This window comes from Thalassospira profundimaris WP0211 (assembly GCF_000300275.1).
Classification (GTDB): Bacteria; Pseudomonadota; Alphaproteobacteria; order Rhodospirillales; family Thalassospiraceae; genus Thalassospira; species Thalassospira profundimaris.
The window spans coordinates 585,225-610,419 of record NZ_AMRN01000001.1 but is presented as its reverse complement, the minus strand read 5'-3'; the positions used below and the strand labels follow the sequence as shown (position 1 = coordinate 610,419).

The 25,195-nt window shown below is 54.3% G+C and carries 24 protein-coding genes; 3 read left to right on the top strand and 21 right to left on the bottom strand.

Annotated features, from left to right (window positions below; translation table 11 throughout):
- Positions 1 to 42: 42 nt before the first annotated feature.
- The 15 genes from TH2_RS02735 to TH2_RS02665 all read right to left on the bottom strand — a co-directional run bounded on the left by TH2_RS02735 (position 43) and on the right by TH2_RS02665 (position 16,732).
- Positions 43 to 780, bottom strand: coding sequence for a calcium-binding protein (locus TH2_RS02735; protein ID WP_008888865.1), 738 nt, complete (start codon positions 778 to 780; stop codon positions 43 to 45).
- 179 nt (positions 781 to 959) lie between these two features.
- Positions 960 to 3,728 (bottom strand): TonB-dependent receptor, encoded by a 2,769-nt coding sequence (locus TH2_RS02730; RefSeq protein WP_081579253.1) that lies wholly within the window; start codon positions 3,726 to 3,728, stop codon positions 960 to 962.
- 174 nt (positions 3,729 to 3,902) lie between these two features.
- Entirely contained in the window at positions 3,903 to 4,811 is a 909-nt protein-coding gene (locus TH2_RS02725) for a FecR family protein (protein WP_008888863.1), read from the bottom strand.
- Positions 4,812 to 4,950: 139 nt separating this feature from the next.
- Complete coding sequence (locus TH2_RS02720) at positions 4,951 to 5,514, bottom strand: RNA polymerase sigma factor (protein WP_081579252.1); 564 nt, start codon at positions 5,512 to 5,514, stop codon at positions 4,951 to 4,953.
- A gap of 178 nt (positions 5,515 to 5,692) precedes the next feature.
- A complete protein-coding gene (trmB, locus tag TH2_RS02715) occupies positions 5,693 to 6,412 on the bottom strand; it encodes a tRNA (guanine(46)-N(7))-methyltransferase TrmB (RefSeq protein WP_008888861.1) in 720 nt (239 codons plus the stop codon).
- Positions 6,413 to 6,556: 144 nt separating this feature from the next.
- Positions 6,557 to 7,729 (bottom strand): methionine adenosyltransferase, encoded by a 1,173-nt coding sequence (gene metK, locus TH2_RS02710; RefSeq protein WP_008888860.1) that lies wholly within the window; start codon positions 7,727 to 7,729, stop codon positions 6,557 to 6,559.
- 305 nt (positions 7,730 to 8,034) lie between these two features.
- Positions 8,035 to 8,505 carry a helix-turn-helix domain-containing protein gene (locus TH2_RS02705; RefSeq protein WP_008888859.1) on the bottom strand — a complete coding sequence of 157 codons (471 nt, stop codon included), beginning with the start codon at positions 8,503 to 8,505 and terminating at the stop codon, positions 8,035 to 8,037.
- A gap of 111 nt (positions 8,506 to 8,616) precedes the next feature.
- On the bottom strand, positions 8,617 to 10,194 hold the full coding sequence (lnt, locus tag TH2_RS02700) for an apolipoprotein N-acyltransferase (protein ID WP_008888858.1): 1,578 nt from the start codon (positions 10,192 to 10,194) through the stop codon (positions 8,617 to 8,619).
- Complete coding sequence (locus TH2_RS02695) at positions 10,187 to 11,128, bottom strand: hemolysin family protein (protein WP_008888857.1); 942 nt, start codon at positions 11,126 to 11,128, stop codon at positions 10,187 to 10,189. Before TH2_RS02695 ends, lnt begins: the two co-directional genes overlap by 8 nt.
- Before the next feature lie 87 nt (positions 11,129 to 11,215).
- Complete coding sequence (gene ybeY / locus TH2_RS02690; protein WP_008888856.1) at positions 11,216 to 11,806, bottom strand: rRNA maturation RNase YbeY; 591 nt, start codon at positions 11,804 to 11,806, stop codon at positions 11,216 to 11,218.
- Positions 11,790 to 12,893: a PhoH family protein gene (locus TH2_RS02685; protein WP_008888855.1), complete on the bottom strand. Its 1,104-nt coding sequence runs from the start codon at positions 12,891 to 12,893 to the stop codon at positions 11,790 to 11,792. Before TH2_RS02685 ends, ybeY begins: the two co-directional genes overlap by 17 nt.
- Entirely contained in the window at positions 12,890 to 14,281 is a 1,392-nt protein-coding gene (gene miaB, locus TH2_RS02680; protein WP_008888854.1) for a tRNA (N6-isopentenyl adenosine(37)-C2)-methylthiotransferase MiaB, read from the bottom strand. The genes TH2_RS02685 and miaB overlap by 4 nt, the downstream gene beginning before the upstream one ends.
- 169 nt (positions 14,282 to 14,450) lie before the next feature.
- Entirely contained in the window at positions 14,451 to 15,356 is a 906-nt protein-coding gene (locus tag TH2_RS02675; protein ID WP_008888853.1) for a lysophospholipid acyltransferase family protein, read from the bottom strand.
- Positions 15,353 to 16,147: a l-ornithine N(alpha)-acyltransferase gene (gene olsB / locus TH2_RS02670; RefSeq protein ID WP_040822534.1), complete on the bottom strand. Its 795-nt coding sequence runs from the start codon at positions 16,145 to 16,147 to the stop codon at positions 15,353 to 15,355. The genes TH2_RS02675 and olsB overlap by 4 nt, the downstream gene beginning before the upstream one ends.
- 162 nt (positions 16,148 to 16,309) lie before the next feature.
- Positions 16,310 to 16,732, bottom strand: coding sequence for a Fur family transcriptional regulator (locus TH2_RS02665; RefSeq protein WP_008888851.1), 423 nt, complete (start codon positions 16,730 to 16,732; stop codon positions 16,310 to 16,312).
- Positions 16,733 to 16,985: 253 nt separating this feature from the next.
- Between TH2_RS02665 and TH2_RS02660 the strand changes: the two genes are divergently transcribed.
- The gene (locus TH2_RS02660; protein ID WP_008888850.1) at positions 16,986 to 17,234 is read left to right on the top strand and encodes a sulfurtransferase TusA family protein; all 249 of its coding nucleotides are present in this window, start codon (positions 16,986 to 16,988) and stop codon (positions 17,232 to 17,234) included.
- Between the two features lie 166 nt (positions 17,235 to 17,400).
- Here the strand turns inward: TH2_RS02660 and rimI are convergent, their stop codons facing one another.
- Together rimI and tsaB are read right to left on the bottom strand one after the other, a co-directional pair.
- The gene (rimI, locus tag TH2_RS02655; protein WP_008888849.1) at positions 17,401 to 17,919 is read right to left on the bottom strand and encodes a ribosomal protein S18-alanine N-acetyltransferase; all 519 of its coding nucleotides are present in this window, start codon (positions 17,917 to 17,919) and stop codon (positions 17,401 to 17,403) included.
- Entirely contained in the window at positions 17,916 to 18,689 is a 774-nt protein-coding gene (gene tsaB / locus TH2_RS02650; RefSeq protein WP_238538646.1) for a tRNA (adenosine(37)-N6)-threonylcarbamoyltransferase complex dimerization subunit type 1 TsaB, read from the bottom strand. Before tsaB ends, rimI begins: the two co-directional genes overlap by 4 nt.
- Positions 18,690 to 18,735: 46 nt before the next feature.
- On the opposite strand from tsaB, the gene ddpX reads away from it, so the two are divergent.
- Entirely contained in the window at positions 18,736 to 19,296 is a 561-nt protein-coding gene (gene ddpX / locus TH2_RS02645) for a D-alanyl-D-alanine dipeptidase (RefSeq protein WP_008888847.1), read from the top strand.
- Positions 19,297 to 19,359: 63 nt separating this feature from the next.
- Here ddpX and TH2_RS02640 read toward each other — a convergent pair whose 3' ends face one another.
- The 4 genes from TH2_RS02640 to TH2_RS02625 all read right to left on the bottom strand — a co-directional run bounded on the left by TH2_RS02640 (position 19,360) and on the right by TH2_RS02625 (position 23,586).
- Entirely contained in the window at positions 19,360 to 20,439 is a 1,080-nt protein-coding gene (locus TH2_RS02640; protein ID WP_008888846.1) for an ABC transporter ATP-binding protein, read from the bottom strand.
- Positions 20,440 to 20,444: 5 nt separating this feature from the next.
- Positions 20,445 to 21,242, bottom strand: a complete 798-nt coding sequence (locus TH2_RS02635; RefSeq protein ID WP_238538645.1) for a carbohydrate ABC transporter permease — start codon at positions 21,240 to 21,242, stop codon at positions 20,445 to 20,447.
- Positions 21,243 to 21,301: 59 nt separating this feature from the next.
- Entirely contained in the window at positions 21,302 to 22,252 is a 951-nt protein-coding gene (locus tag TH2_RS02630) for a carbohydrate ABC transporter permease (protein ID WP_008888844.1), read from the bottom strand.
- A gap of 89 nt (positions 22,253 to 22,341) precedes the next feature.
- Positions 22,342 to 23,586: an ABC transporter substrate-binding protein gene (locus TH2_RS02625; protein WP_008888843.1), complete on the bottom strand. Its 1,245-nt coding sequence runs from the start codon at positions 23,584 to 23,586 to the stop codon at positions 22,342 to 22,344.
- 240 nt (positions 23,587 to 23,826) lie between these two features.
- On the opposite strand from TH2_RS02625, the gene TH2_RS02620 reads away from it, so the two are divergent.
- Entirely contained in the window at positions 23,827 to 25,158 is a 1,332-nt protein-coding gene (locus TH2_RS02620) for a GH1 family beta-glucosidase (protein ID WP_008888842.1), read from the top strand.
- Positions 25,159 to 25,195 lie beyond the last annotated feature (37 nt).

Below are 25,195 nucleotides of genomic sequence, written 5' to 3'. Positions count from 1 at the left end.
GACCTTGTGCCCGTTCCGCAGCTTGCGGGACGGGCCGTTTTGTTAAACGAAGTCGGTTGCATCAAGGTCGTTGAAATCAACACCGGTCAGGGTGACGGTGCCGTTGGCATGGGTGATCACGGCATTGCCTGCGCCATCATCGCCAATGGTGACCGAGTTGTAGTCGATATCAAGAAGGTCGGTGCCATCGGTGAAGTCGGTGATGGTGTCGTCGCCAAAGCTTGACGAGGTATCGAACTCAAAGGTATCCGCCCCGCCATTGCCGGTCAGAACGTCATCACCTGCCCAACCGCCGATCACGTCATCACCGGTGCTGCCGTTGATTTCAACACCCGAATCAAGGACAGATTCCAGCGTGTCGGTGCTGCCGGAATAGATGTCGACAAGGACACCATTGGTGTCACTGTTGGACAGGTTCAGGCCCGAGATATCAACCGGCGAATCGGTGAAATCAAATTCGGTTCCGTTGTCCGCAACACCAAGGGTCGTACCAAAGGACAGCTTGTCGAGATTGCCCGCGATCGTGTGCGTGTTGAGGTCGTAAGCGAAGTCAGAGCTTCCCGCAGTCGCAAGCACAGAACCGGTGTAGCTGCTGCTGCTATCCTGATCAGTCGCCAGGAACTGTGAACCACCGTAATAGCTCGACGGTGCGAAGCCATCATAGAAAGTACCGTGGTTGCCCGAACCAAGCGAGAAGTTGTTGTTGAAGTCTTCAATAACACCATGCAGGTCCACACCAGCACCCGAAGATGCCGCGTTGAGATCAATCGTAATAGTCATGTCAGTTTCTCCTGTCATTAAGCTACCCATTCAGCGAATAGCATTATGAGAATGACTCTTATTATCTTTAAGAGTCAATGGAAAAATTGTTTATTATCAGTGTGTTAATCTGTGAAGCGCGAAAGCCCAACCAGGCACATGCCTGGTTGGGTTCAACATCTTGCCGATGCGGCGTTACGTTAGAAATTGCCGCTAAAAGTCAGTATGGCGGTTCGTCCTGGTGCCGGGGCGAATGTACCGCCCGTCCCCTGCACATAGGCCTCATCAAGCATGTTGTTCACCGCAAATCTCAGTGTGAGGTTCTCGTTGATTTCATAAGAGCTGTAGAAATCAAACACCCGATACTTGAAATACTTAGAGACGATTGAGGAGGAATTGCTGCTGCCGAAGTTATCCTGCGGATAAACAAATGACGCCCGCATTCCAAGAACGAGGTCCTGATCAAACAGTCTGAATCCGCCATCGACCGTGTATTTTCGCTTTGGAATTGCATAAATCCCGAAAAGCCTATCAGCGGTCCCATAATTTACATCGCTGTAGGAAAGATAGGTTGCACCCAATTGGGTATAGTTTACCGCGGCAAAGGGATCATATGCTGTGTCGAGAACATATGGATTGTGGTTACCTGACAGATCGGTATCCGAGATCGAAATCGTACCACCAAGATAGAACTCGCCAGCATCGTAAGACAGCTCGGCTTCGGTACCATTGATGTATACCGGGTCAGTCAAATTGACGATGGCCTCAGCCTCAACCGAAGTATTCGTAATAACCCCAAGGTTCGTTCTTTTTGGGGTTGGCTGCGGGACGTTAGCCAAGGTGATATAGTTATCGATTGAGGTCCGATAGTAAGCAACCTTTGCCCTGAGCCCGTCGCCTTGGCGAAGCACATTGTCAAAGCTGAAGTTGACACCAACTTCTTTCGTCTCGCTTTCTTCCGGCTTCAGGTTCGCGTTGGAGTAAAACGGCAGCCCGGCATTGTCGCCAATATGATCGCCCTTGATCATTGACTCCATGATGGTCGGAGCACGCATGTTCCGGCGATAATTTGCAAATAGCTGAATTCCCGGGGTCACATTGACACTGGCGCCAACCGATGGCGAAAACCCATCTTCGCTAAGATCGATATTCAGTGGTGTGCCACCGTCCTCACACAGGTTGGCAGAGTTCTGTTCCTCACACCAATAGGAATCCCCATTCAGTGAGTACCGGTCATAGCGAAGGCCACCCCGGAGCTCGAACATGTTGTTAAGGTCATAAGTGGCGGCAACAAAGCCACCAGAAACGTCACGCTCGCCAGCCGGGGTGCCACCTTCAATTTCATACGCGGCACCCGCACCGCCAAGCCCGCCAAGCTCTGCACTTGTCTTGGCCTTGTCCTGAAAATATTCGACACCGTAATCCAGACCGAGATGACTGGCGACGTCGCCGCTTAGGTCAAAGTCAAAGCTGCTACTGTTTGACACCTCACCGCCCAACGTATCGAGCGTGTATTGGTTATCAAAGGAGTCCGTCGTAACGGCACCGCTGGCATTGTATCGCGCCGGCCGGAACTGGTGATTCTCTGTCCGCGTCCAGTAAACGCCACTATTCATGGCAATCAGGTTTGATTCGGGGTTCCAAACATGCTTCGCGGTTACAGTGTGAACGTCCGTTTTATTATGGTCCTGATAGTTGTTCGTCGAATCACTCGACTTTGTGTATGACGTGCTGCTCCCGACGTACCCAAGATTTAACTCCTGATCTTCAGTCAGAAAAAGGTTCGCCTTCACCAGCCCCGACGTTTGCCGGACATAACTGTATTCCGGGCGCGAACTGTAAACATCGACATACTTTGGCGTCGAATCGATTTCCTGATAAAGGCCCGGATTATGCGTCCCGGGGCGATAGTCTCCGACAACTTTTCGGCTAACTGCCGCAGATAGATCAAACTTTGGCGAAACACGCGCACCCACGGCAACGTCACCGGCAAAGTCATACTGGTTTGTGCCGCGGCTAAGATTGGCCTTCCCGCCCCAGTCTTCGTCCGGATCAAGAATATCCTGCGTATTGAGCGTTCGCATTGTAACGATACCGGCAGATGTACCCGCGCCGCCATTCTTCGCCAAATCAGACTTCTCGACCTCAACCTGGGCCAAAAGAGCCGGATCGACATAAACACGCGATGCCGTGCCATGGGTCAGCTGATTGTAGTTCTGACGCGCACCATCAATATTGACATTTACCCGGCCCATTTCCTGCTGACCACGCACATTGACTGTCAGACCAGGGTCTTGTGCATCGTTGGCTATATCCACACCGGCAACATTATTAAAAATCTCCCGCGCCTCACGCACCGGTGCCTTGCGCATACTTTCCTGAGTGATCACCACCACCGACCCCGGGGTGGAATAAACCTCGTCCGGAACACCATTTGGCCCCATGGCGCGGCGGCTTGCTGTCACAACGACAGGTTCTGTCACGAAGTCATTGTCATCATTGCTTACGCGGCTTGGATCGATAACAGAGATCGTCGTTGCGTTCAGGACCTGCCAGGCCAGCCCACTTTGCGACAGCATTCTGTCCAATGCTTCTGTCGCGCTCATCTCGCCCGATATTGCAGTACTTTGAAGCCCGTCGGGCAATGTTCCGTCAATTGCAACATCAATCCCGGAAATTCTCGAAAAAGCCACCAACGCCATCGCAAGCGGCTGTGGCGAGATTTCGAACGCATGGGTTTGGCTGGACAGAGCCGCAGAAGATGAATTGGCTTGTGCGATCTCAAATACTGACGGCATGTCAGTGGAATATTTTTCGATTGATTGTGCTACCACCCCAACAGGCGCCATTGCAATCAATCCACAGCCCAGCGCACCAAACGCCAAGGCCCTCATATCCCCCAAGGATGTCCCCGTTTTGAGAGTTGTCTTTCTGGTATCGCCAAGGCGACCCACCCCATCTGAAGGCATTTTTTTATGGTCTCCTGATTTCACGAATGCAACTCAGTCGCATTATTGTTTCGCTACTTTCTCAGACGATGGGGTTTTGCACTTATCTGAAACAAAATGATATTTTTTGAAAATAATTGTTACTTGCAGTTATTGTGATGGTCTGCCCATGGGTTCTGCACCCATAAAATTAGCTCAAACGTCCCGGATAACAGTCAGATAATCAGTGAAACGGGTAACATCGACATGCAAGACATCTGCAAGAACCGGCACGACGTCACGCGACCGGTCCAGATCGACGACCAGTGTCACCGGCCGCCTTTTCAATGTCTCACCCATAATAACGATCTTGCCCGACTGCCAACGCTCAAGCACCGTGGCAACATTTGCAAGCGGTTCGCCCATGAAGATCAATTGTCCCTGACGCCAGGCCAGAGCCGATTGAACATCAACCGGATGCGCAGACCTTGAGACACCTGTGGCATCGTATGTCATGGCATTGCCCTCGGTGAGGGTGTGACGCCCACCGGCAATATCGACTATAAGCGGATTTGTTTCGGCGATCGCTGTTACCTTGCCATCATAGGCAGCAACATCAAACGTTCCGCCAGTCGAAAGGGTTCTGCCGTTTTGGGCCTGGACGAAAAAGGCACCATCATCGCCTTCATGTTCGAACCATGCTTCGCCCTGATGTAATTCGACCCCGGTCATCCGGCCATCGGACACGAAAGACAGAATGCTGTTGCTGGCAACAATGCTACGTCCGCGTTGTCCGGGAATGCTGATTTCACGTCGCTGCCCGGTTTGCGTTCTGATATCGGCCAGCGGGTGGTAACGATATGCTCCCCAGCACCCTGCAAGCAGGATGGCCGCCAGCGAACCACCCAGCATAGCGCGGCGTCCAATATGGGTCGAAGACGTGAAATCAAGGCTTGAACTACCACTCCACAGACGCTCGATATCGGCAAATGCCTTTGGATGTGCGGGGTCTTGCGCCACCCATTCCGCAAATTTCTGGCGATCTTCTTCGCTTTCACTGCCATCAAGCAGCAAGGCGAACCAATAGGCTGCTTGCTCTGATACCGGATCTCGCAAAGAGTTCATGCTGCTTGCTCGTGCCATTGTCTGGTTATTTTCTGGTTTCAACTGTGCGGTGCTGCTCTAACCGCGTCACCCGAACACAGGGGATGATTCCGCTCTATTGGTTTAAACGAACGAACGCGCGAAATATCCGAAGTCCCGATCACTTTTTTTCGGCCTGATCCATCGCTTCTTTAATCAGGCCAAGTGCGCGGACCATTCTGCTAAAGGCTGTCTGGCTGGGTATCCCGAGTTGTTCTCCAATCTGCACATATGTCAGACCCTCAATACGGGCCAGAATGAAAACCTCACGGTGATGCTTGGGAAGTTTTTGCAGAATTTTTTGCAGCCGTTTCAGTTCCTGACGTGACCAGGCGATTTGCTCGGGCGACGGGGTATCGTCTGCCAGCATTTCGAATGCTTTCTCCGGATCGGGGACAAAGCTCAGAATCCGTTCACGCCTGAAATGATCAATCACCAGATTATTCGCGGTGCGATACAGATAGGACTTGGCAAAATCCTGCTCAGGCAGTGATGGCGTTGCAATGATGCGCAGGAAGGTGTCTTGTACGATATCATCAGCCATATGCCACGAAAGCTTGCGCCGCCGCACAAATTGCAGAAGCCTCGAATGATAGGTGCGAAAGAGCTTGTTTACATCCCAATGTGGCACGGGTCGGACCTTTGGACTGATCTGCAAACCGGCATAAAGGTGGGGCCTGAGCATGCGAGTTTGACATCAACATCAAGAAGATGAGTGCACACAATATCGCACATGACAATCATTCTCAATAAAAACATCTTTATGCTAACGTACAGGCACCTGATCACTAGCGGAAACCCCAAAAAGAAACCCGCCTTAAACAGGCGGGTTTTCTCACACTGAATTGTCAGACGGCCTGGCTTCAGGTCGCGCGATTTTTACGGCGGAAGCGCAAATAGTTGCATTTTTTACCCTGACGCAGCGCCTTTTGCTCATAGCGGGTTTTGACCCAATCACTTGGCGGCGTGCGCCAATCATCCGGTCCTTCGGCCAGCCATTCGAAATCCGGATGGTTATGCATGTGCTGCAACGTCCAGGAAATATACTGCATATCGTCACTGGCGACCCGGAACTCGGCCCCGTCTTTCAGAAGACGGGCAAGCAGCGCCAGATTCTTGGGCCCGATAAAGCGGCGCTCGGCATGGCGCTTCTTCGGCCAGGGATCGGGAAACAGCAAAAACGCCCGATCAAAACAGGCATCAATCAGCTTATAAAGCAGCGGGCGCGAATCATCGGCCACCACGCGCACATTGGTCAGACTCCGCTCATCTAGATGGCGCAGCAGGCTGCCCACCCCATCCATAAACGGCTCAGCGCCGATGATCCCAACCGTCGGATTTGCGTCGGCCTGACCGGCCAGATGCTCCCCGCCGCCAAAGCCGATTTCAAGCCACAGCTGTTCGGGCGTGCCATCGAAATAGCTGTTGGGATCGACCCCGGCTGCGTCGGGATAGCTAATCCCGATCTTTGGCAGCATGGCATCCACAAGGGCCTTGCGAGAGTCCTTAAGCGGACGGCTGCCGCGACGGCCATAGAAATTCGGGCGATCAGGGGTCGGAAGCGGACGGTCTTTGTTGCGCATGGTCGTTTCTGTCGATCAGGGTCGGAATTTGCGGGTCAGGCGGACTGAAAATCAAAACGGGCGGCCCGAAATGTCCGGGCCGCCCGCCTCTTATCACGTCATGCGATTTTGGCAAATCGCACTTTTTAACGCACTTTCTGCCAATCAGGCACCAAATGCCGATTTCAGGTCGCTGACCAGATCGGTGCGCTCCCAGGAGAAGCCACCATCTTCGGTCGGCTGACGGCCAAAGTGGCCATACGCAGAAGACGGCGTGTAGATCGGACGGCACAGCGACAGATGCTCACGAATGCCACGCGGGCTGAGATCCATCAGCTGACGCAGAACGTCACCAAGCTTCAGTTCGTCAACATTGCCGGTATCATGGTTGTTAACGTACAGCGCCAGCGGCTTGGAAACGCCAATCGCATAGGCGAGCTGAATGGTGCATTTTTCGGCAAGACCAGCCGCAACAACGTTTTTCGCAAGATAACGCGCAGCATAAGCAGCCGAACGGTCAACCTTGGTCGGATCCTTACCCGAAAACGCGCCGCCACCATGCGGGGCCGCACCACCATAGGTATCGACAATGATCTTACGACCGGTAAGGCCGGCATCACCATCAGGACCACCAATCACGAAACGGCCTGTCGGATTGATGTAGATTTCATCAGCCGGCGGCATCCAACCTTGCGGAAGGGCTGCTTCGATATAGGGCATAACCAGCTCATGAACATCGCGCTGCGAAAGGCCGTCGGCATGCTGGGTTGATACAACAACAGAAGTTGCCGCAACCGGCTTGCCGGCAGCATAGCGCAGGGTTACCTGGCTTTTGGCATCCGGACCGAACTGCGGCACCTTGCCGGAGTGGCGGTCAGCGGCCATGGCGCGCAGGATACGATGCGAAAACTGGATCGGGGCCGGCATCAGTTCATCGGTTTCGTTACAAGCGTAACCAAACATGATGCCCTGGTCACCAGCGCCAAGGTCTTTTTCACCAGCAGAGTCAACGCCCTGCGCGATATCAGAAGACTGTTCATGCACATGGCATTCGATCTCGGCCGTCTTCCAGTGGAAGCCGTCCTGCTCGTAACCGATATCACGGATTGCCTGACGGGCCTTTTCGATCATGACCTCTTTGGTTACGCTTTCAGGACCTCGAACTTCGCCTGCCAGAACCACACGGTTGGTGGTGGCAAGGGTTTCGACGGCAACGCGCGAATCTTCATCCGCAGCTAGAAAAGCATCAACGATGGAATCGGAAATGCGGTCACAGACTTTGTCCGGATGACCTTCCGAGACGGATTCACTGGTAAATAGATAATCGGAAAGAGACATATAAGACCTTCTCCGGTAATGGGTTTCCAAAACTGGACCGGAGGGCTCCCGATACGAGGCCGTATCGATAGCGCCCACTTAGCCTTTTTTTGTGTGGTGGCAAGCGGTCCAAATCCGTCCACAATGTCAGTCCGGGTCGAACTGTCTTGTCGGTTGTGCCCGATCGCTATTTGAAGGTCAAGCATCATTGATGCAAAACCGTAATCCCGATGGCAGTGCATCGGGGGTGGTCGTGCTCAAAAGACAAAGACGTAATTCACGGTCTGTGAAATACGTCTTTTGCCCAAAACCATCGGTCGAACCGACTATTTCTGATCGGAATCAGTGCCCTGCAATGCACCCATCGATTTGACGAGTTCAAAGATTTTCTTGCGCTGGTTCGGATCGGTAATCCGGTAGTAGGCACGCACCAGTTCAAGCGTCTCGCGACGGTTCATCGGATCGTTGTCAAACGGGTCCGGACTTTCCGACATTTCCCGACGTTCATGCACCGATTTCGACGAAATCTCGTCGGGCATGTCGTCAAAGAAGAATGATACAGGCACTTCAAGAACCCGCGACAGGTCGTACAGACGCGATGCACCAACGCGGTTGGCACCACGCTCATACTTCTGTACTTGCTGGAATGTCAGGCCGATCGCTTCACCAAGCTTCTCCTGGCTCATGCCAAGAAGAGTCCTGCGCAAGCGAACACGCGCACCAACGTGAATATCGACAGGATTTGGAGCACCACTTGCGGTCCGGCCACGGCCCCGACCGCGTGTGTTCTTTACCATCTTAGTTTCATCCTTAGGCGACATTTTATGGCAGTTCCTTCTCTCACTCCGGCCTATCCGTCCTTGTTTTGAGGGACAATTTCTGGACGGTTTGGCAAAATTTTCAGCCGCCTAGAGGGATTTTGCGTTGCGTTTATATCCCATAGCGAGAACGGCAAAGAAGGTAACAATACCGTAAAATAGCAAGTCACGCCACAAATAATATACTGTTGTATGGTTTTTGTTACTCGAAAGGGGGTGCACCAAGATTCCCCTCTCTCCTAAACCCAAGTCAGTAAGCTTGCGCCCGTAGGCGTCAAAGACAACCGATACCCCGGTATAGGCTGCCCTTACGAGGGGGCGACCCTCCTCGATGGTGCGAAAACGGGCTGCGGCCATATGTTGATATGGGCCTGCGCTGTGTCCAAACCACCCGTCATTGGTGACATTTAAGAGCCAGTCGGGTTGATGATCGTCGTCAATCACCGCTCCCGGGAAGATAACCTCATAGCAAATAAGCGGCGAGAAACTCGGCATACCGTTCACAGACAAGGTCTGCGGCCCCGGTCCGGCCGAGAAATCCGTCCGCCCCGCTGTCAGTTTCGGGAATGGCAAGATGGATCGGAACGGTACATATTCACCAAACGGCACCAGATGAAACTTGTCAAAGCTGGCGACAATATGACCGGTGGCATCAATCACCTGAATGGCATTCCAAACCTTGTATTCATCCGTGTCACGCGGATAGGTCCGAGGTGCCCCGGTAATCAGGATGTCATCAGGCCCCAACACACTGGCCATTTGCATGCGGGCCTCTGTCTGGGTCTCAACAAAAAATGTCGCTGCCGTTTCGGGCCAGATCACGATGCGCTTTTGATCCGGACGCAGGGTTTCCGGTCTGTGCGACATATCAAGCAGCAGCGAGAAATGCTGGCTTTGCAGTTCGGGCAGCCATTTTTCCCGTTGGGGGATATTGGGCTGAACAATTTGCACAATCGGCACGTCGGCTGGCAGCTCTGAAAGGGCACCCTCGGTCTCTGCGGGCCCGACCATCATCAGACGCACTGCCCCGCCACCCCAAAGGGCGACTGCAATCATGACCCCAGCAAGGGCTGCTATCTTGCCGGATTTTCCAACAACAAAGGCCGCAGGCAAGGTTGCAAAAAGGGCCGTGACAAAGGAAAGACCATAAACCCCGACAACCGAGGCAAACTGCATGGGTGCCGCATCAATGGCCCAAACATGGCCCAATAAGTTCCATGGAAAACCGGTCAGGATATGACCGCGCAGATATTCCACAAGCACCCAGAAAACGGCCAGCAATACTGCACGCCGGATCAGGCCATTGCCCAAATGCCAGCTCGCCCAAACGGCAAGCATCGAAAAAATCGCCAATCCGCCGCCAAGCCCCAAAAGGGCAAACGGGATCATCCAGCCATAGATTTCGGGCTGCACCAGAAAGGCATGACTGACCCAGTAAAAACCGGCGGCAAAATGGCCGGTGCCAAACCACCAGCCCGCCGAAAGCGCCCCCTTGTTGCAGCGGACACCTTCAAGGCTCCAGAGCAAAACCGCAAAGCAGATTGGTAAGACAGGGATGATAAAGAAAGGCGGCAGCGCCAGAACCGCCACCGCACCGGACAATAACCACACAAAACGCCTGCGCCAGCCTGAAAGACCGGCAAGTCGGCGCGCCATGGCCTCAATCATCCGCTTTTTCCTGCTTTTCGATGGCTGCGGCGGGATCCTCATCCTCCCGGCGTATCATATGAATACGCAGGCGACGGATGCGCCTTGGATCGGCATCAAGAACTTCGAACTGAATACCGCTTGGATGTTCAATCAGCTCTCCGCGCGCCGGAACACGCCCGGCCAACGAGAAGACAAGCCCGCCAAGGGTATCAATGTCTTCGTCTTCGTCCTCGTCAAGCAATCCGAAGGACAGCTTTTCTTCAAGGTCTTCAACCTCGAACCGGGCATCGGCGATATAGCAACCATCCGAAAGGCGGATAAGTTTCGGTGTCTGGTCGATATCGTGCTCGTCATCAATCTCGCCGACGATTTCTTCCACCAGATCCTCGATGGTGATCAAACCATCAATCCCGCCAAATTCGTCAACAACAAGTGCCATATGCGTGCGCGACAGCCGCATTTCAGACAGAAGATCAAGAACGCGAATGGCGGGCGACACGAACAGCACGCGGCGCAGCAATGATTGCAGGCTGAATTCACGACCAGCCGCAACACAGCCCAGCACATCCTTGATGTGCACCATGCCGGCAATGTCATCAAGGGTATCGCCATACACCGGAAGCCGCGAATGGGCCTTCTTGACCATCACCTCGACCAGTTCTTCAAGTGGGATGGTCTTGGGAACCGCCACAATATCGGCGCGCGGAATCATGACGTCTTCTGCCGTCATGTCGCGAAGTGCAATGATGTTTTCAAACAGGGAACGTTCGTGCAGCGAGACCGGCTCTTCATCCTGTTCGGTCCGCTCGGCGAGTTCTTCAAGCGTATCGCTGAGCGAAGCTTCGCCGTTGCGGGACTTGCCTCGCTTGAACCCCAAGGCCGAGGCCACGTTATCCCATAAGGAGCCGTTTTCAGCGTCCTGAATTGTATCCTCGCCTGTGCGAGGGCGCATACTCTCGTGGTCGTCGTCGCGTTGACTAGAGTCGTTCATGGGTCGGTTTCGACATCCTATAATTCAAACAAACCGTGTGCAGGCCTACTAAACCGGTTCATCTTCAATCGGTTCGTAGGGATCATCAATCCCAAGTCCGGCAAGAATTTGACGTTCAAGCTCTTCCATCTCTTCGGCTTCATCATCAACCATATGATCGTAGCCGACAAGATGTAGCGTGCCATGAACGGCAAGATGAACAAGATGATTTTTCAATGGCTTTTGCTGTTCGATGGCCTCGCGGGCACATGTTTCGCGCGCAATCACGATATCACCCAGCATCAAGGGCATATCTGGCGCCATCATAAATGCATCGGCATCCTCGGCACTTTCAAGAGCGGCAAAGGACAACACATTGGTTGGTTTGTCCTTGTCGCGATAATCGCGATTGAGGATCTGAACCGATGCATCATCTGACAAACGCACCCCGATCTCGATCACCGTGGCAACCGACAAAAGCGATGCACCATCGCCTTCATCTTCGGTCCCGTCGGTCGGCACCGCGTTGTCATCCCAAAGGGCACCATCGCTAAGCGCACCATCAAGGGCCGCGATCACGGCCGCTTCGATGGCCGCGATCTCGTCCTGATGCCAGTCGCCCGCTTCGACCTCAAGGTCCAGTTCAAGCGGTGCCGTCATCACTCGCATCCTTGGCAGCGCTGTCCTTTTCACCGCGATAGCCCTTTTTCAGGCGATCACGCAGGGCATCCGCCGCGTCATAGGCCTGGACAATCTTGGTCACAAGGTGATGGCGCACCACGTCACGCTGATCGAACTTGATTGTGGCAACGCCTTTGACATCACCAATGGTTTCAAGTGCATCGCGCAAACCTGATTTCGTGCCATCGGGCAAATCGATCTGGGTCATGTCGCCGGTCACCACCATGCGCGATCCTTCGCCCAGACGGGTAAGGAACATCTTCATCTGCATCGGGGTGGTGTTTTGCGCCTCGTCCAGAATGACAAAGGCGTGCGAAAGGGTACGACCACGCATGAAGGCCAGCGGGGCGACTTCGATCTCGCCACTTTCCATGCGCTTGATCACCACATCCCCCGGAAGCGTGTCATGCAGCGCGTCATAAAGCGGACGAAGATACGGATCGACCTTGTCTTTCAGATCACCCGGCAAGAAGCCAAGGCGTTCACCGGCTTCGACTGCCGGACGCGACAGAATAATACGATCCACCTGACCCAGAATAAACGCCTGCACCGCCATCGCGACCGCAAGATAGGTCTTACCGGTACCGGCCGGGCCAATACCAAAGATCAGCTCGTTATCAAGGATCGCCTCGACATAATCTTTCTGGCGCTTGGAGCGCGGCGAAATCCGGCGTTTCTTGGTCTGGATCGTCAGACGTGATCCACCAAACATATCCTTGGTCTGGCCGCTCCAGGGATCGGTGTCGTCCGGTTCGGACAGGCGCACCGCACCTTCAACCGTTTCGACATCGATATGATCTATTTCCTTGTCACGCAGGCGCGCATAAAGCTGCGCAAGAACCTTTTTGGCCTGTGCGACCTTGGCCGGATCACCGGCCAGCATCACCACAAGCCCGCGGCTTGAAACCTGAACACCAGTCCGTTCAGACAAACGCGTCAGGTTTTCGGCCTGCGGGCCGTATAAAACCTGGGCAAGCGCATTGTCCTGAAACTCGATCTGATCGGAATCCTTGGGGGCGTGTTTGGTTTTGGTGTTGGTCTTGCTTTTCGTGGGGGTGCCGCTCACGCAACGTTCCTTTCAGATTTCTGGTCGTTTCGGGTGGCGTCGACCAGTTCGCCGCCAAGGGAATTAGGCAGCGCTTCGGTGATTTTCAAGCGAACGATCTGTCCAAGGGCTGATTCCGGCAAACCGCTGACATGAACCGGCTGCATATATGGGCTTTTGCCCACCAACTGGCCTTCATACTTGCCCCGGCGTTCCAGAAGGACATCCATCTCCTTGCCGACACTGTTCTGGTTGAACACCAACTGCTGTTCAGCCAGCAGCGCCTGCAGGCGCATGATGCGTTCGGTTTTGATTTTTTCAGGCACCTGCAGTTCCATCCCCGATGCCGGGGTTCCCGGGCGCGGGCTGTATTTGAAACTAAACGCCTGAATGAAGGTGATGTCGCGCACGATCTCCATCGTGTCTTCGAAATCCTTGTCGGATTCACCGGGGAAGCCGACGATAAAGTCCGAAGACAGCGCAAGATCAGGGCAAGCATCCTTAAGCCGTGCTGCGATATCACGGTAATCCGCATTGGTATGTTTGCGGTTCATGGCCTGCAAAACGCGGTCACCACCGGCCTGAACCGGCAAATGCAGGAATGGCATCAGCTTTTTAAGATCGCGATGCGCCGAAATCAGATCCTCATCCACATCACGTGGATGCGACGTGGTGTAACGAATACGATCAAGCCCGTCGATTTCGGCCAGTTCACGCAACAACCGGCCCAGCGTCCATTCGCCGCCATTTGGTGCCTCGCCGTGATAGGCATTCACGTTCTGCCCCAAAAGGGTCAGTTCGCGCGTGCCATGGGCGACAAGTTGCTTGGCTTCGCGGATGACATCGGCACCGGGGCGCGAGTATTCTGCCCCGCGAGTATAGGGCACAACACAGAACGTGCAGAACTTGTCACAGCCTTCCTGAATGGCCAGAAACGCTGAATAGCCCTGTTTTGAAACCTGCTCTGGCAGATGATCAAACTTTTCTTCGGCCGGGAAATCGGTATCGACGATGCGGTTGCGGCCAACTGCGCGATTGGCGCGCGCAACCATTTCCGGCAGGCGATGATAGGTCTGCGGGCCAAACACCATATCGACCATCGGTTCGCGCTTCATCAATTCGGCCCCTTCGGCCTGCGCGACGCATCCGGCAACGGCGACAATCATCTTGTCGCCGCCATTGGCTTCCTTGGCTTCCTTGTGCTTGCGCACGCGGCCCAGATCAGAAAATACCTTTTCGGCGGCCTTTTCGCGGATATGGCAGGTATTGAGGATGACCATATCGGCCCCCTCGGCACTGTCGACCGGCTGGTAACCCAGCGGCGCCAGTACATCCTGCATGCGCTGGCTGTCATAGACATTCATCTGACAGCCATATGTTTTTACAAAAAGTTTCTTCGGTTCAGTCACGCCAGATCCGTTTCGCTCTCTCAAAACGCCGAAAAGCGGTGTGATCACTCACACCGCGCCTGAGTTCCGAACAATCGGTGATCGGAACTCCTCGGACATCTCGTTATCTGAAATCCCGGTCAGGTGAAACCGAATTTCACATCAACCGGGGCATTATACGGCAAAACGGTCAGGAGCCGAACTGTCGATCCTGACCAAACAGTCGAAAATCTTCCGAAATGATCGCAAGCGGCGAAAAACCAATCAGCTCGCCCGACAGATCGCTGTCAATCAACTGAACCGGCACACCCTGATGCAGGCCACGCAACGCTGCCTGATGTCCCTGGGCAACACGGGCTTCACACATCCGGGCAAGTTCCTTGCGTGATCCGGCTGCATCTGCCAGCGTCACAGGCGGATGGACAACAATCTCAACCGTCACCTTGCCGAGCGCGAGAAACTGCCACAAATGCGGGGCCAAGTCCATATCCCCGTACCAGGAATAAAATGCCCGCAAGTCGCGACCGATCGGCGCTCCGTCAAGACGGGTGGCGGCAATCGAAATCGGCTGGAATTTGACCGGCGATCCATCCGGCATCACACGCTCTGCTGCGGCAAACAGGGTCGACTTGAATGGCAACACACGGTTGCCGTCGTTGCTTGTTCCTTCCGGGAACAGGATCAGTTTGTCACCATCGCGCAAACGCTGACTTAGTTGATCGTTCTGTTCGCGTGATCGCACTGCACGGCGTTCGATAAAGGTCGAACGTGACAGCTTGGCAAGCAAACCGATCACGGGCCAGCTGGCAACTTCGGTCTTGGCGATAAAGCTACCACGGGTCAAGGCGCCCAGCACCGGGATATCAAGATAGGATGCGTGATTGGCAACGATCACACCCGGCCCGTCCATCATATCAACGCCCGAAACCCGAACTTCGATATGCAGGATGCGCAGGCAAAGGGCGTGATAGAACCGCGGCAATTCTTCAGCCAGCTTCAATCGTGCGGCAATTGCCACCATTTGCACCGGCAACAAAACCAGTGTCAGAAGCACATAGGCCATCAGGCGGATGGCAGCACACACATAGCAGTTCACGATACCCTCGCGGTGCGTTCGTAATGCTTGTAATAGCGATCAGTTACCTTTTCGGTCGGCAACACGATGCAGATGTCGGTGGTGTTGAACTGATGGTCGACCACTGCCCCGTCACCGACAAAACCACCCAGACGCAGATAACCCTTGATCAGCGGCGGCAAATCACGAAGTGCTTGGCGCTGATCAATGCCATCGATCTCGGCACGCATCATCGGCTCGTAACGATCAGCAATCGCACGCGGACGCATGTCTTCGGGGGCAAGGTGATTGTGATGCAGATAAGTCAGGACATCCTTGAAGGCATCCGGATCGGTGCCGTGGAAGGACGCGCAGCCAAACATCAGCTTAATGTCGTATTTGAAAACATATGCCGCGATCCCCTGCCACAGAAGCTGCAAGGTCGGCATGGTGCGGTATTCGGCTTCGACACAGGAACGACCCAGTTCCATGATCTCGCCGGTATCTTTCACCGCATTGAGCATGCTTTCGATATGGTATTCATCAGCACTGTAAAAGCCGCCATGTTCGTTGGCTACTGACTGGCGCAGTAGGCGATAGGTACCAACAACCGCATCGGCACCGGCACCGCGATTGTGATCGAGAACAAGCAGATGATCGCAGAGCGGATCATAGTGATCGAAGTCGCGCTTTTCGGCTGCCATTTCCTCGGTCGGTTTGGCGCCGCGTTCTTCATAGAACACTTTGTAGCGAAGCTTCTGGCTGGCGAGAATTTCGTTTTCATTCTCGGCAAGGCGAACCTCAAGCCGCTGAAGCTGTTTTTCGTCACGCATGACAACACCCTTTCGTTCAACTGCACGGATTTTGCGCAAGAACGGCGTGAAGAGCGAGTGAAGGCTTTGTGAAGAACAGGTAACAAAATTATGAAGGCCACTTGCCTGTTTCAGCAAGTGGCCTTGAAAACTGTAAGTTCAGTGCGCGATTGAACGCTGGAATTACTTGCCGTCTTTCAAAGGAACACCGTAAAGCTCAAGACGATGCCCCACCAGACGGAAGCCCAGTTCCTTGGCGATCTCTTCCTGAAGCTTTTCGATTTTGTCGTTCGAAAACTCGATCACCTCGCCCGAGCGCATGTCGATCAGGTGATCGTGATGTTCTTCGGTCAGTTCCTCGTAACGCGCACGGCCATCGCCGAAATCGTGTTTTTCAAGGATGTCCGCCTCTTCAAACAGGCGCACGGTGCGATATACGGTCGCAATCGAAATCTTCGGATCAATGTCGGTCGCCCGACGATAAACCAGTTCAACATCCGGGTGGTCTTCGGACTCAGAGAGCACACGGGCAATCACCCGGCGTTGGCCCGTCATTTTCAGGCCCGCGTCGATGCATTTCTGCTCGATAGTTGATTCTGCAAGCATTGTCTTGTTTCTCGTTTCCGTTTCCGGTTCCACCTGTCCCCAGCCGAGACGTGTCTCTGGCGTCGATCTCTTGTGGCTCAATATTGAAAAATCCGCCACATATCGCAAGGTTGAATTCGCGATAAATTCCGCTTCCTGTAGATCGCCGGTACTAACACCCTGCAATCACAATCATATCGGCATTCTTCCGGCCACTTGCTACCTGCGATGAAGGGCACTACTTCAAAGTTACGCATCAAGGCAGGAGACCAACATGGCCACCGCAACCCCCGACCATAAAATAGACATCACAAACGACGTCTGCCCGATGACATTTGTGCGCACCCGCCTCAAACTCGAAACCATGACATCTGGTCAGGTTCTGGAGGTTACCCTTGGCGCCGGTGAACCGTTGAAAAACGTTCCGCGCTCGGTAACCGAGATGGGCGACGAAGTCGTCGAACTGGCCGAAATCACTGATACACCGGGAACCTACCGGCTCATAATCCGCAAGGGATCATAAAACCGCCAGTTCCGATGCAGGCTTACACTACAACAGGTTGGCGCTCAAAACCACACTCATTATGTGGGTATAATCGATTAAAATTGTTCCAGATTACCTAACACCCTATTGGCAAACAAAAATTCCTGCCATGGATCGAAAAGGTGACCGGCGTCGAAAAAATTATCTAGATCAGTCGTTCGAGGACCAAGGCATCAACTTTTCGGCCATCGGGCCGAGCATAGTAGCCCTTGCGACGCCCAATTTCGGCAAAGCCGTTCTGACGATAAAGCGCAATCGCGCCATCATTATCGACTGCGACTTCCAGCAAGATACGGGTAACACCCGCCGCCACGAGACGATCCTTGACCGCATCAAGCAATGCCCGTCCCACACCCATGCGCCGGGCATCCGGGGCAACCGTGATGGTATTAATTTCCGCCTCATCAAGCACAGTCTGCATCAGAACAAAGCCAAGTGGCTGATCCTTTGCATTTTTGGCCTGATCACCGGGTCGATAAGCCAGAATGCCAAACGCACCGGGCACATCAAGCAACCGGATAATTGCATCCTCACCCCAGGCATCATCAAAGCCCTCAGCATGCAGCGCACTTGCCACCGTCGCAAAGGCCGCCGTCAAAGGCACCAGTACAATCTGCGAGGCGTCAGAACCAGAACTGCCATCGTTGGATTTGGCCGGGCTCATTTCTTTTTCTGCGGTCCCTGATCTTCGATGCGTCTTGCATCGGGGGCGCGCAGGTAAAGCGGCACCGGCGCCAGGTTTTCACCGGTTTCCCAACGCGCGGCCGCGATCCGTGCGACATTGCCCGCCCGCGGAAGGCCGGGTGCCGTGCAATCATAAAAGGCGTCCGGCGCATGGGCAGCAGCCGTCAGAAGGCGCGGGGTGGCATCCCCGGCAAGCAAGGTATCACCGGGTGGTGCCATCATCAGGGCCTGACGCGGGGCGACACATTCGGCATTGCTAAGCGGGCGTTTTTTGCCATCAAAGGCCTGGGCAAAGATTTCGTTTCGTTTGCTATCAAGGGCGACCAGGATATTGCGACCCTGATGATCGCGCTCCGTCACGCCATAGGCGACGGCTTCAAGCGAACTAACGCCAACCACCGGGATCTTGCGCGCCAGACCAAGCGCACGCGCCGTCGAAAGACCGATCCGCATGCCGGTGAACGCTCCCGGACCAACCGTCACCGCAATACCGTCAAGATCGGCAAGTTCGACTTTCGCGATCTCAAGCGTCTTGGCAATGAACCCCATCAGGTGCTCGGCCTGACCGCGTTCCATATCTTCATAAAGTTCGCCTTTGACCTCGCCATTTATCAAGACGGCCGTCGACAGCGACGTTGATGCCGTATCAATCGCCAAAATTGTCGGACCGGACTTTTCCGCCTTTGTCTTTGCGGCGTCTGATGCGCTATGGTCGGCGCGATCTGATATGCGCGACTGTCCAGTCAGCATCTTTTTTATGTAATCGGTGAACGACAAGAACAGGGAGCCTCCGGCGATGGCGCTGGTCGAAATTACGCCTTACGAATATGATGTCGAAATTGATATCGTCTATGCCACGGATCGCAATTTCACCGGGGCACCGATTTATACACGACCTGCCTGCTATCTTCACGCGGATGCCGCTGCCTGTCTGAAAAAGGCCGCCGCCATGGCGCGTCGTCAGGGGGTGAAATTGCGCATTCTTGATGCGTTTCGTCCCCAGGAAGCCCAACGAGCCCTTTGGAACCATTCGCCCAACCCCGATTTCGTCGCCAATCCGGATTTCGGATCGCCACATGGTCGTGGTGTGGCCATTGATCTAACCCTGATTGATCAAAACGGCAAGGAACTGGATATGGGGGCAGGGTTTGATGAAATGCATATCCGGTCCTATCACGGGTCTGATTTGATCTCCAAAGACGCCGAAGCCAACCGCTTCCTGCTGCTGGGCATCATGGTCAGCGCCGGGTTCGAATATTACGATCATGAATGGTGGCACTATCAGTTGCCCAATGCCCGCGCGCGCTATCCACTGTTTTCCGACAGTTCGCTGCCCGAACCCATGATGGTCAAATAAACAAAATGGCGGTGCCGCAATGCACCGCCATTTTTCAATTCCAAGGCCCGCAAACGATCAAACTCAGCCGTGCAAAAGCGCCTTGCCGTTTTCCACATCAAACAGCGACATCCGCGCGCCATCAATCACGACCCCGATATCTGATCCTGACTTGAATGCCTGTTCCGGCCCGCTTCGGGCGGTCATTTCCGCACCGGCCACCGCCAGGCGCACATATTGATCGGGGCCGGTCGGCTCCGCCAGCACGACACGTGCAGAAATTCCGGCATCATCAAACATCAAATGTTCCGGACGTGCGCCCAGCGTCATCGGACGTCCGACCAGATCATTGGCCTCGGCGGGGACATCAACCAGTGGCAATTTCCCGTTACCGGTATCGAAAAAGACCTGATCACCATCGCGAGCAAGGGTGCCATCGACGAAATTCATCGTCGGCGCCCCGACGAAGCTTGCGACAAACCGGTTTGCCGGGCGGCGATATACGTTTTCCGGGGTGTCGGCCTGCTGGATGCTGCCGCGATCAAGCACGACAACCTTGGTTGCCAGTGTCATTGCCTCGATCTGATCGTGGGTGACATAGACAATCGTGCGGCCAAGACGTTCATGCAGACGCTTAAGCTCGATCCGCATATCGGCGCGCAGCTTGGCATCAAGGTTCGATAGCGGCTCGTCAAACAGGAAGACCGCGGGCTCGCGCACCAGCGCCCGACCAATCGCAACACGTTGCTGTTGGCCGCCCGAAAGCTGCGATGGCTTGCGATCCAGAAGCGGTGTGATCTGCAAAAGTTCGGCAACTTCGTTCACCCGCTCTTCGATCTCGGGCTTGGGCATGCCCGCCATCTTAAGGCCAAAGCCGATATTCTTGCGCACCGACATCGTTGGATAGAGGGCGTAGGATTGAAACACCATCGCTATATCGCGCTCATCCGGCTCAAGTGCTGTTACATCGCGCCCGTTAATATCAATCGCGCCCCCCGTCACCGGTTCCAGACCGGCAATCATGTTCAGCAATGTTGATTTGCCGCACCCCGATGGCCCCAGTAGCACCAGAAAATCCCCGTCGGCGATTTCCAGATTGATGTTTTCCATCACCGTGATCCCGGCATAGGCCTTGGTCACATTGCGCAGTTCGACGCCATTCATTCCCGTTATCCTTTCACTGCACCTGCGGCAATGCCGCGCACAAACAGCCGCCCGGACAGCAGATAAACCGCCAGTGTGGGCAAGGCCGTCAGCATGGTTGCAGCCATATCAACATTGTATTCCTTCTCGCCGAACTGGGATCCGACAAGGTTGTTCAGTGCCACCGTCATCGGCTGGCCAGATCGCCCGCCAAATGTCAGCCCCAACAGGAAGTCGTTCCAGATGTAGGTGAACTGCAAAATCATCGCGACACCCAGGATCGGCAGCGACAATGGCAACATCACATGCCAGAACAATCGCCAGAATCCTGCCCCGTCAATGCGGGCCGCCTTCAAAAGATCCTGCGGAACGGTTTTGAAAAAGTTTCTGAACATCATCGTGGTAAACGCAACACCCCAGATGACATGCACCAGAATAAGACCCGGAATGGACCCGAAGATCCCCAGTTCCCGGATCATGATGATCAGGGGATAAAGCGTTACTTGCGGGGGAATGAACATGCCCACCAGAAGGGCTGCAAACATCACATTCGCCCCCTTCATCTTCCACACCGCCAGCGAATAGCCCGTCACCGCGCCCAGCCCGACCGACAGGAACAAGGCCGGGATGACGATCTGTACCGAGGTCATGAACGAAGATGACAACCCACCGCATTTTTCGCCAAGTGTCTGCGTGCAGTCACCAAACCAGGCTTTTCTCCAGGCGGCAAAGCTTGGATCGGCTGGCAGGGTAAAGATGCTGCCATTCCTGATTTCATCCATTGATTTCAGTGATGTCGAAATCATGATAAAAACAGGGGCCATAATCATAATGGCCGCCAGGCAAAGCAATCCGTAAAGGGCCCATCGATTATATCGCATGATCAATGCCCCCGCCCGCCGCGCTCTTTTTTGAGCTCGAAATAGATATAAGGGGAAATCACGGCAATCACGGTGCACAGCAAGACAAACGCACCGGCAGCCCCCAGACCAAGTTCCTGACGGTTGAGGATATGATCGACAACAAACCGTGCCGGCAGATCCGATGAGAAGCCCGGCCCGCCGCCGGTAAGGGCGACGACCAGATCAAACGCCTTCATCACAATCGCACTCATCAGAATAAAAACCGTGAAGAAAACCGTGCGCATCATCGGGGTGATGATGTGCAGATAAACCCGCCATACCGGGATGCCATCGACGCGCGATGCTTTCCAGATATTGGGATCAATATTGCGAAGACCGGCCAGAAACAGCGCCATGCACAGCCCGACCTGCTGCCAGATTCCGGCAATGGCCAGCGTATAAATCGATCTGTCGGGTCGTACGATCCAGTTGAATTCAAACCCGGTCCAGCCAAGGGCGCGCACGGCCTCTTGCAGGCCAAGCCCCGGATTCATTACCCATTGCCAGATCACACCGGTAACAATGAACGACATCGAAAGCGGCAACATGAAGAGCGTTCGAAACATCCCCTCTGCCTTGACACCGCGATCAATCAGAATCGCCAGAAAATAGCCAAAAACAACGCAGCCGCCGATAAACAGGAATCCGTGAATCGCCAGGTTCTGCATCGCCGTCCACCAGCGTTCATTGGCAAACAGCCGGACATACTGTTCAAAGCCGGTGAATTTATAGACGGGCAAAAGCCGTGAACGGGTCAGTGAAATGACGAAAGTCCAGATGATGAACCCGTAAAAGCAGACAATCGTGATTGTCATCGCCGGGATAAGCGCCATCCCCGCACTCCATTGCGGCCGCCAACGCTTTTTTCCAGACTTGAGTGTGAATTTTCGATCTTCGGAACGCTGCAACACGTCCGGTGCCGGTTCGGCCATGACATTCTCGCCTATTTATGGAGGCGCCGCTGCACCCACATCCATGGTTTCAGCGGCGCTTTTCCGCAATATCCGGAACTCGCAAATCGTTATTTTGCGTAGGAAATCGCTTGCTGGAACTGTGCCTGACCCTCTTCGGGGCTCATATCTGCACTGTTCCAGAAATTGGAGATGGTGTCATCAATCGCACCCGAAACCGCACTTGGCACACCAAACAAACCGGTGCTGACAAGGTGGGTTTTCTTGTCCTGAAGGGTTTTGATGGCGGTTTGGGCACAGACATCAAAGCTGTCAGCAGGCACATCAAGACGGGCAGGGATTGATCCCTTTTTCTTGTTAAAGGCAATCTGCACGTCCGGCTCAAGCATCACCTGCGCCATCAAGGTCTGTGCAGGCGTTGCGTCTTCGCCATCCATTGCCGAGAAGGCAAAGGCATCGACGGTCATGATATAGGCCGTGTCAATCGCCGGGGCGAAGGCACATCCGACGGTCGTGCCGGGTTCAATCCCGGCTGCGATGATTTCACCCTTGGCCCAGTCACCCATGAACTGGAAGGCGGCCTCGCCCTTGGCGACCATGTTGGTCGCTTCGTTCCAGTTACGTCCCGGGCTTGCTTCGTCGACAAACGGCTTGAGCGCTGCAAAGGTTTCAAACACCTTGCGCATGGTATCGGATTTCAGAAGGTCATCATCAAGCGTGCTGTAAAGCTCGGCATAAAACTCACGACCGGCAACACCCAAAAGGACGCTGTTGAACATGATGCGTTCCTGCCAGGGCTGACCACCCAGGCCAATCGGCGTAATGCCGGCGGCCTTGAGCTTTTCTGCCGCAGCAATGAGATCATCCCAGGTTTTCGGAACCTCGATCCCGGCCTCTTCAAGAACCGCCGTGTTATAGAACATCCAGTTTTCACCATGGATGTTGATCGGTGCGGCAATGTAGTTGCCATCATATTTCGCAGCTTTGACGATCAGCGGTGGAAGCTTTTCATCCCAGTTTTCTGCCGTGGCAACGTCGCCGACATTGGCCAGAAGCCCCTGATCAGCCAATTCGCGAAGTTGCTGACCAATGGAAAACTGAAATACGGCGGCCGGGTCACCACCCAGCATACGGTTCACGGCCGCGGCACGTGCGTTGCCGCCACCGGCAATCGGGGTATCGACCCAGGTGCCGCCTTTGGCCTCGAACGCCTTGCGGATTTCGCCAAGGGCCGCCTGTTCACTTCCCGAAGTCCACCAGTGCAGGACTTCGGCAGTCTGGGCATGAAGTGCACCGGCAGATACACCGACGCTCAGAAATGCCACGCTTGCGGCAATCTTTGAAAATTTCATCATAACGGATGTTCCTCCCTAATGGACACGATCACGCCCGGCTTCTTATTAAGTGATATGACCGGAAAATCGTAACGTTACGATTTTTTTGATAGGCGCTTTATTCACCCTTGTCAATCACGAAAACCTTACCATAATAGGCCAAGATGAAAGTACGGAAGCTTTTTTGCTGTGCTTTTCGAAACGTTACGATTTTGGATGCGATCCATAAAAGACATCCAAAGCTAGGGCAAGGAAGCGAACATGACCAAATCATTTCCTGACGGTTTCCGCTGGGGAGTCTCGACATCAAGTTATCAGATCGAAGGCGGCGCAAAAGATGACGGACGCGGTGCCAGCATCTGGGACACATATTGCGCAACACCGGGCCGCGTTGCCAATGGCGATGATGGCAGTGTCGCGTGCGACCATTACCATCGCTGGGCCGAAGACCTTGATCTGATCAAAGGATTGGGCGCAACCCATTACCGGTTTTCGGTGATGTGGCCACGCGTAATGCCCGAGGGCACCGGCAAGGTGAACGAAACCGGCATTGATTTTTACAGCCGCCTGATTGACGGCATGCTTGAACGTGGCCTGGATCCTTGGCTGTGCCTCTATCACTGGGATCTGCCACAGGCGCTTCAGGATCGCGGCGGCTGGACCAACCGTGACATTGTTGACTGGTTTGGCGACTATACCGAACTTCTGGTCACCCGGCTTGGTGACCGGGTGAAATCATGGGTCACCTTCAACGAGCCGAATGTCGTTGCCTGGGTCGGCCACGAAGAAGGCCGCCATGCGCCGGGGATTACCGATCCGCGTGCGGCAATGCGTGTTGCCCACCACCTTAACCTGTGTCATGCGCGTGCAACCCGGGTGATCAAGAACCATTATCCCGATGTGCCGGTCGGTTTCGTGTTGCCGATGCACAAGGGCTATGCGCTTCCGCACCGTCGTGAACAGGATGCACACCTGATTGATCTGTTCGAAGCCAAATGGAACGGCATCTTTTTGGACCCGGTATATTATGGCCGCTATCCGGAACTGATTATCGACCGGATGGAGCCCCATATTCAGGATGGCGACCTTGAAGCCATCAAGACCAAGGTCGATTTCCAGGGGCTAAACCAGTATTTCCCAAGTTACATTCAGGCCGCCGAAGGCGCTGCTTGGCCGTTCAAACATGCCCAGCCGCCAAACTATTTCCGCCGCACGGAAATGGGCTGGGCGATTGACGGGGATTGCTTCTATCAGACCATGAAGATTCTGCAGGATGATTACGGTAACCCGCCTGTTTTCATTACCGAAAACGGTGGTGCCTTTACCGATATCCCAAAGGCAAACGGCCAGATCGACGATCAGGACCGCATTGCCTATTACACCGAATATCTTGAAGCCCTGCTTCGCGCGAAGTCCGTGGGTGCCGACATTCGGGGCTACATGCCCTGGTCACTTCTGGATAATTTCGAGTGGGCATATGGCTATGAAAAGCGTTTCGGTCTTGTGCATGTTGACTACACCACCCAGAAACGCACCCCCAAGGCATCCTATGATTTCATGCGCAAGGTGATTTCACAGAACGCATTGCCTTAGGCCAACCGGGCGCTTAGATTGTCCGAAATTTGAATGG

What these genes read in the sequence shown, in the direction of transcription:
- TH2_RS02735 (WP_008888865.1), bottom strand. Translation starts at nt 780, where the DNA reads ATGACTATTACGATTGATCTCAACGCGGCATCTTCGGGTGCTGGTGTG.
- TH2_RS02730 (WP_081579253.1), bottom strand. Translation starts at nt 3,728, where the DNA reads ATGCCTTCAGATGGGGTGGGTCGCCTTGGCGATACCAGAAAGACAACT.
- TH2_RS02725 (WP_008888863.1), bottom strand. Translation starts at nt 4,811, where the DNA reads ATGAACTCTTTGCGAGATCCGGTATCAGAGCAAGCAGCCTATTGGTTC.
- TH2_RS02720 (WP_081579252.1), bottom strand. Translation starts at nt 5,514, where the DNA reads ATGCTCAGGCCCCACCTTTATGCCGGTTTGCAGATCAGTCCAAAGGTC.
- trmB (WP_008888861.1), bottom strand. Translation starts at nt 6,412, where the DNA reads ATGCGCAACAAAGACCGTCCGCTTCCGACCCCTGATCGCCCGAATTTC.
- metK (WP_008888860.1), bottom strand. Translation starts at nt 7,729, where the DNA reads ATGTCTCTTTCCGATTATCTATTTACCAGTGAATCCGTCTCGGAAGGT.
- TH2_RS02705 (WP_008888859.1), bottom strand. Translation starts at nt 8,505, where the DNA reads ATGGTAAAGAACACACGCGGTCGGGGCCGTGGCCGGACCGCAAGTGGT.
- lnt (WP_008888858.1), bottom strand. Translation starts at nt 10,194, where the DNA reads ATGATTGAGGCCATGGCGCGCCGACTTGCCGGTCTTTCAGGCTGGCGC.
- TH2_RS02695 (WP_008888857.1), bottom strand. Translation starts at nt 11,128, where the DNA reads ATGCGCCCTCGCACAGGCGAGGATACAATTCAGGACGCTGAAAACGGC.
- ybeY (WP_008888856.1), bottom strand. Translation starts at nt 11,806, where the DNA reads ATGACGGCACCGCTTGAACTGGACCTTGAGGTCGAAGCGGGCGACTGG.
- olsB (WP_040822534.1), bottom strand. Translation starts at nt 16,147, where the DNA reads ATGCGTGACGAAAAACAGCTTCAGCGGCTTGAGGTTCGCCTTGCCGAG.
- TH2_RS02665 (WP_008888851.1), bottom strand. Translation starts at nt 16,732, where the DNA reads ATGCTTGCAGAATCAACTATCGAGCAGAAATGCATCGACGCGGGCCTG.
- TH2_RS02660 (WP_008888850.1), top strand. Translation starts at nt 16,986, where the DNA reads ATGGCCACCGCAACCCCCGACCATAAAATAGACATCACAAACGACGTC.
- rimI (WP_008888849.1), bottom strand. Translation starts at nt 17,919, where the DNA reads ATGAGCCCGGCCAAATCCAACGATGGCAGTTCTGGTTCTGACGCCTCG.
- tsaB (WP_238538646.1), bottom strand. Translation starts at nt 18,689, where the DNA reads ATGCTGACTGGACAGTCGCGCATATCAGATCGCGCCGACCATAGCGCA.
- ddpX (WP_008888847.1), top strand. Translation starts at nt 18,736, where the DNA reads ATGGCGCTGGTCGAAATTACGCCTTACGAATATGATGTCGAAATTGAT.
- TH2_RS02640 (WP_008888846.1), bottom strand. Translation starts at nt 20,439, where the DNA reads ATGAATGGCGTCGAACTGCGCAATGTGACCAAGGCCTATGCCGGGATC.
- TH2_RS02635 (WP_238538645.1), bottom strand. Translation starts at nt 21,242, where the DNA reads ATGGCCCCTGTTTTTATCATGATTTCGACATCACTGAAATCAATGGAT.
- TH2_RS02630 (WP_008888844.1), bottom strand. Translation starts at nt 22,252, where the DNA reads ATGGCCGAACCGGCACCGGACGTGTTGCAGCGTTCCGAAGATCGAAAA.
- TH2_RS02625 (WP_008888843.1), bottom strand. Translation starts at nt 23,586, where the DNA reads ATGATGAAATTTTCAAAGATTGCCGCAAGCGTGGCATTTCTGAGCGTC.
- TH2_RS02620 (WP_008888842.1), top strand. Translation starts at nt 23,827, where the DNA reads ATGACCAAATCATTTCCTGACGGTTTCCGCTGGGGAGTCTCGACATCA.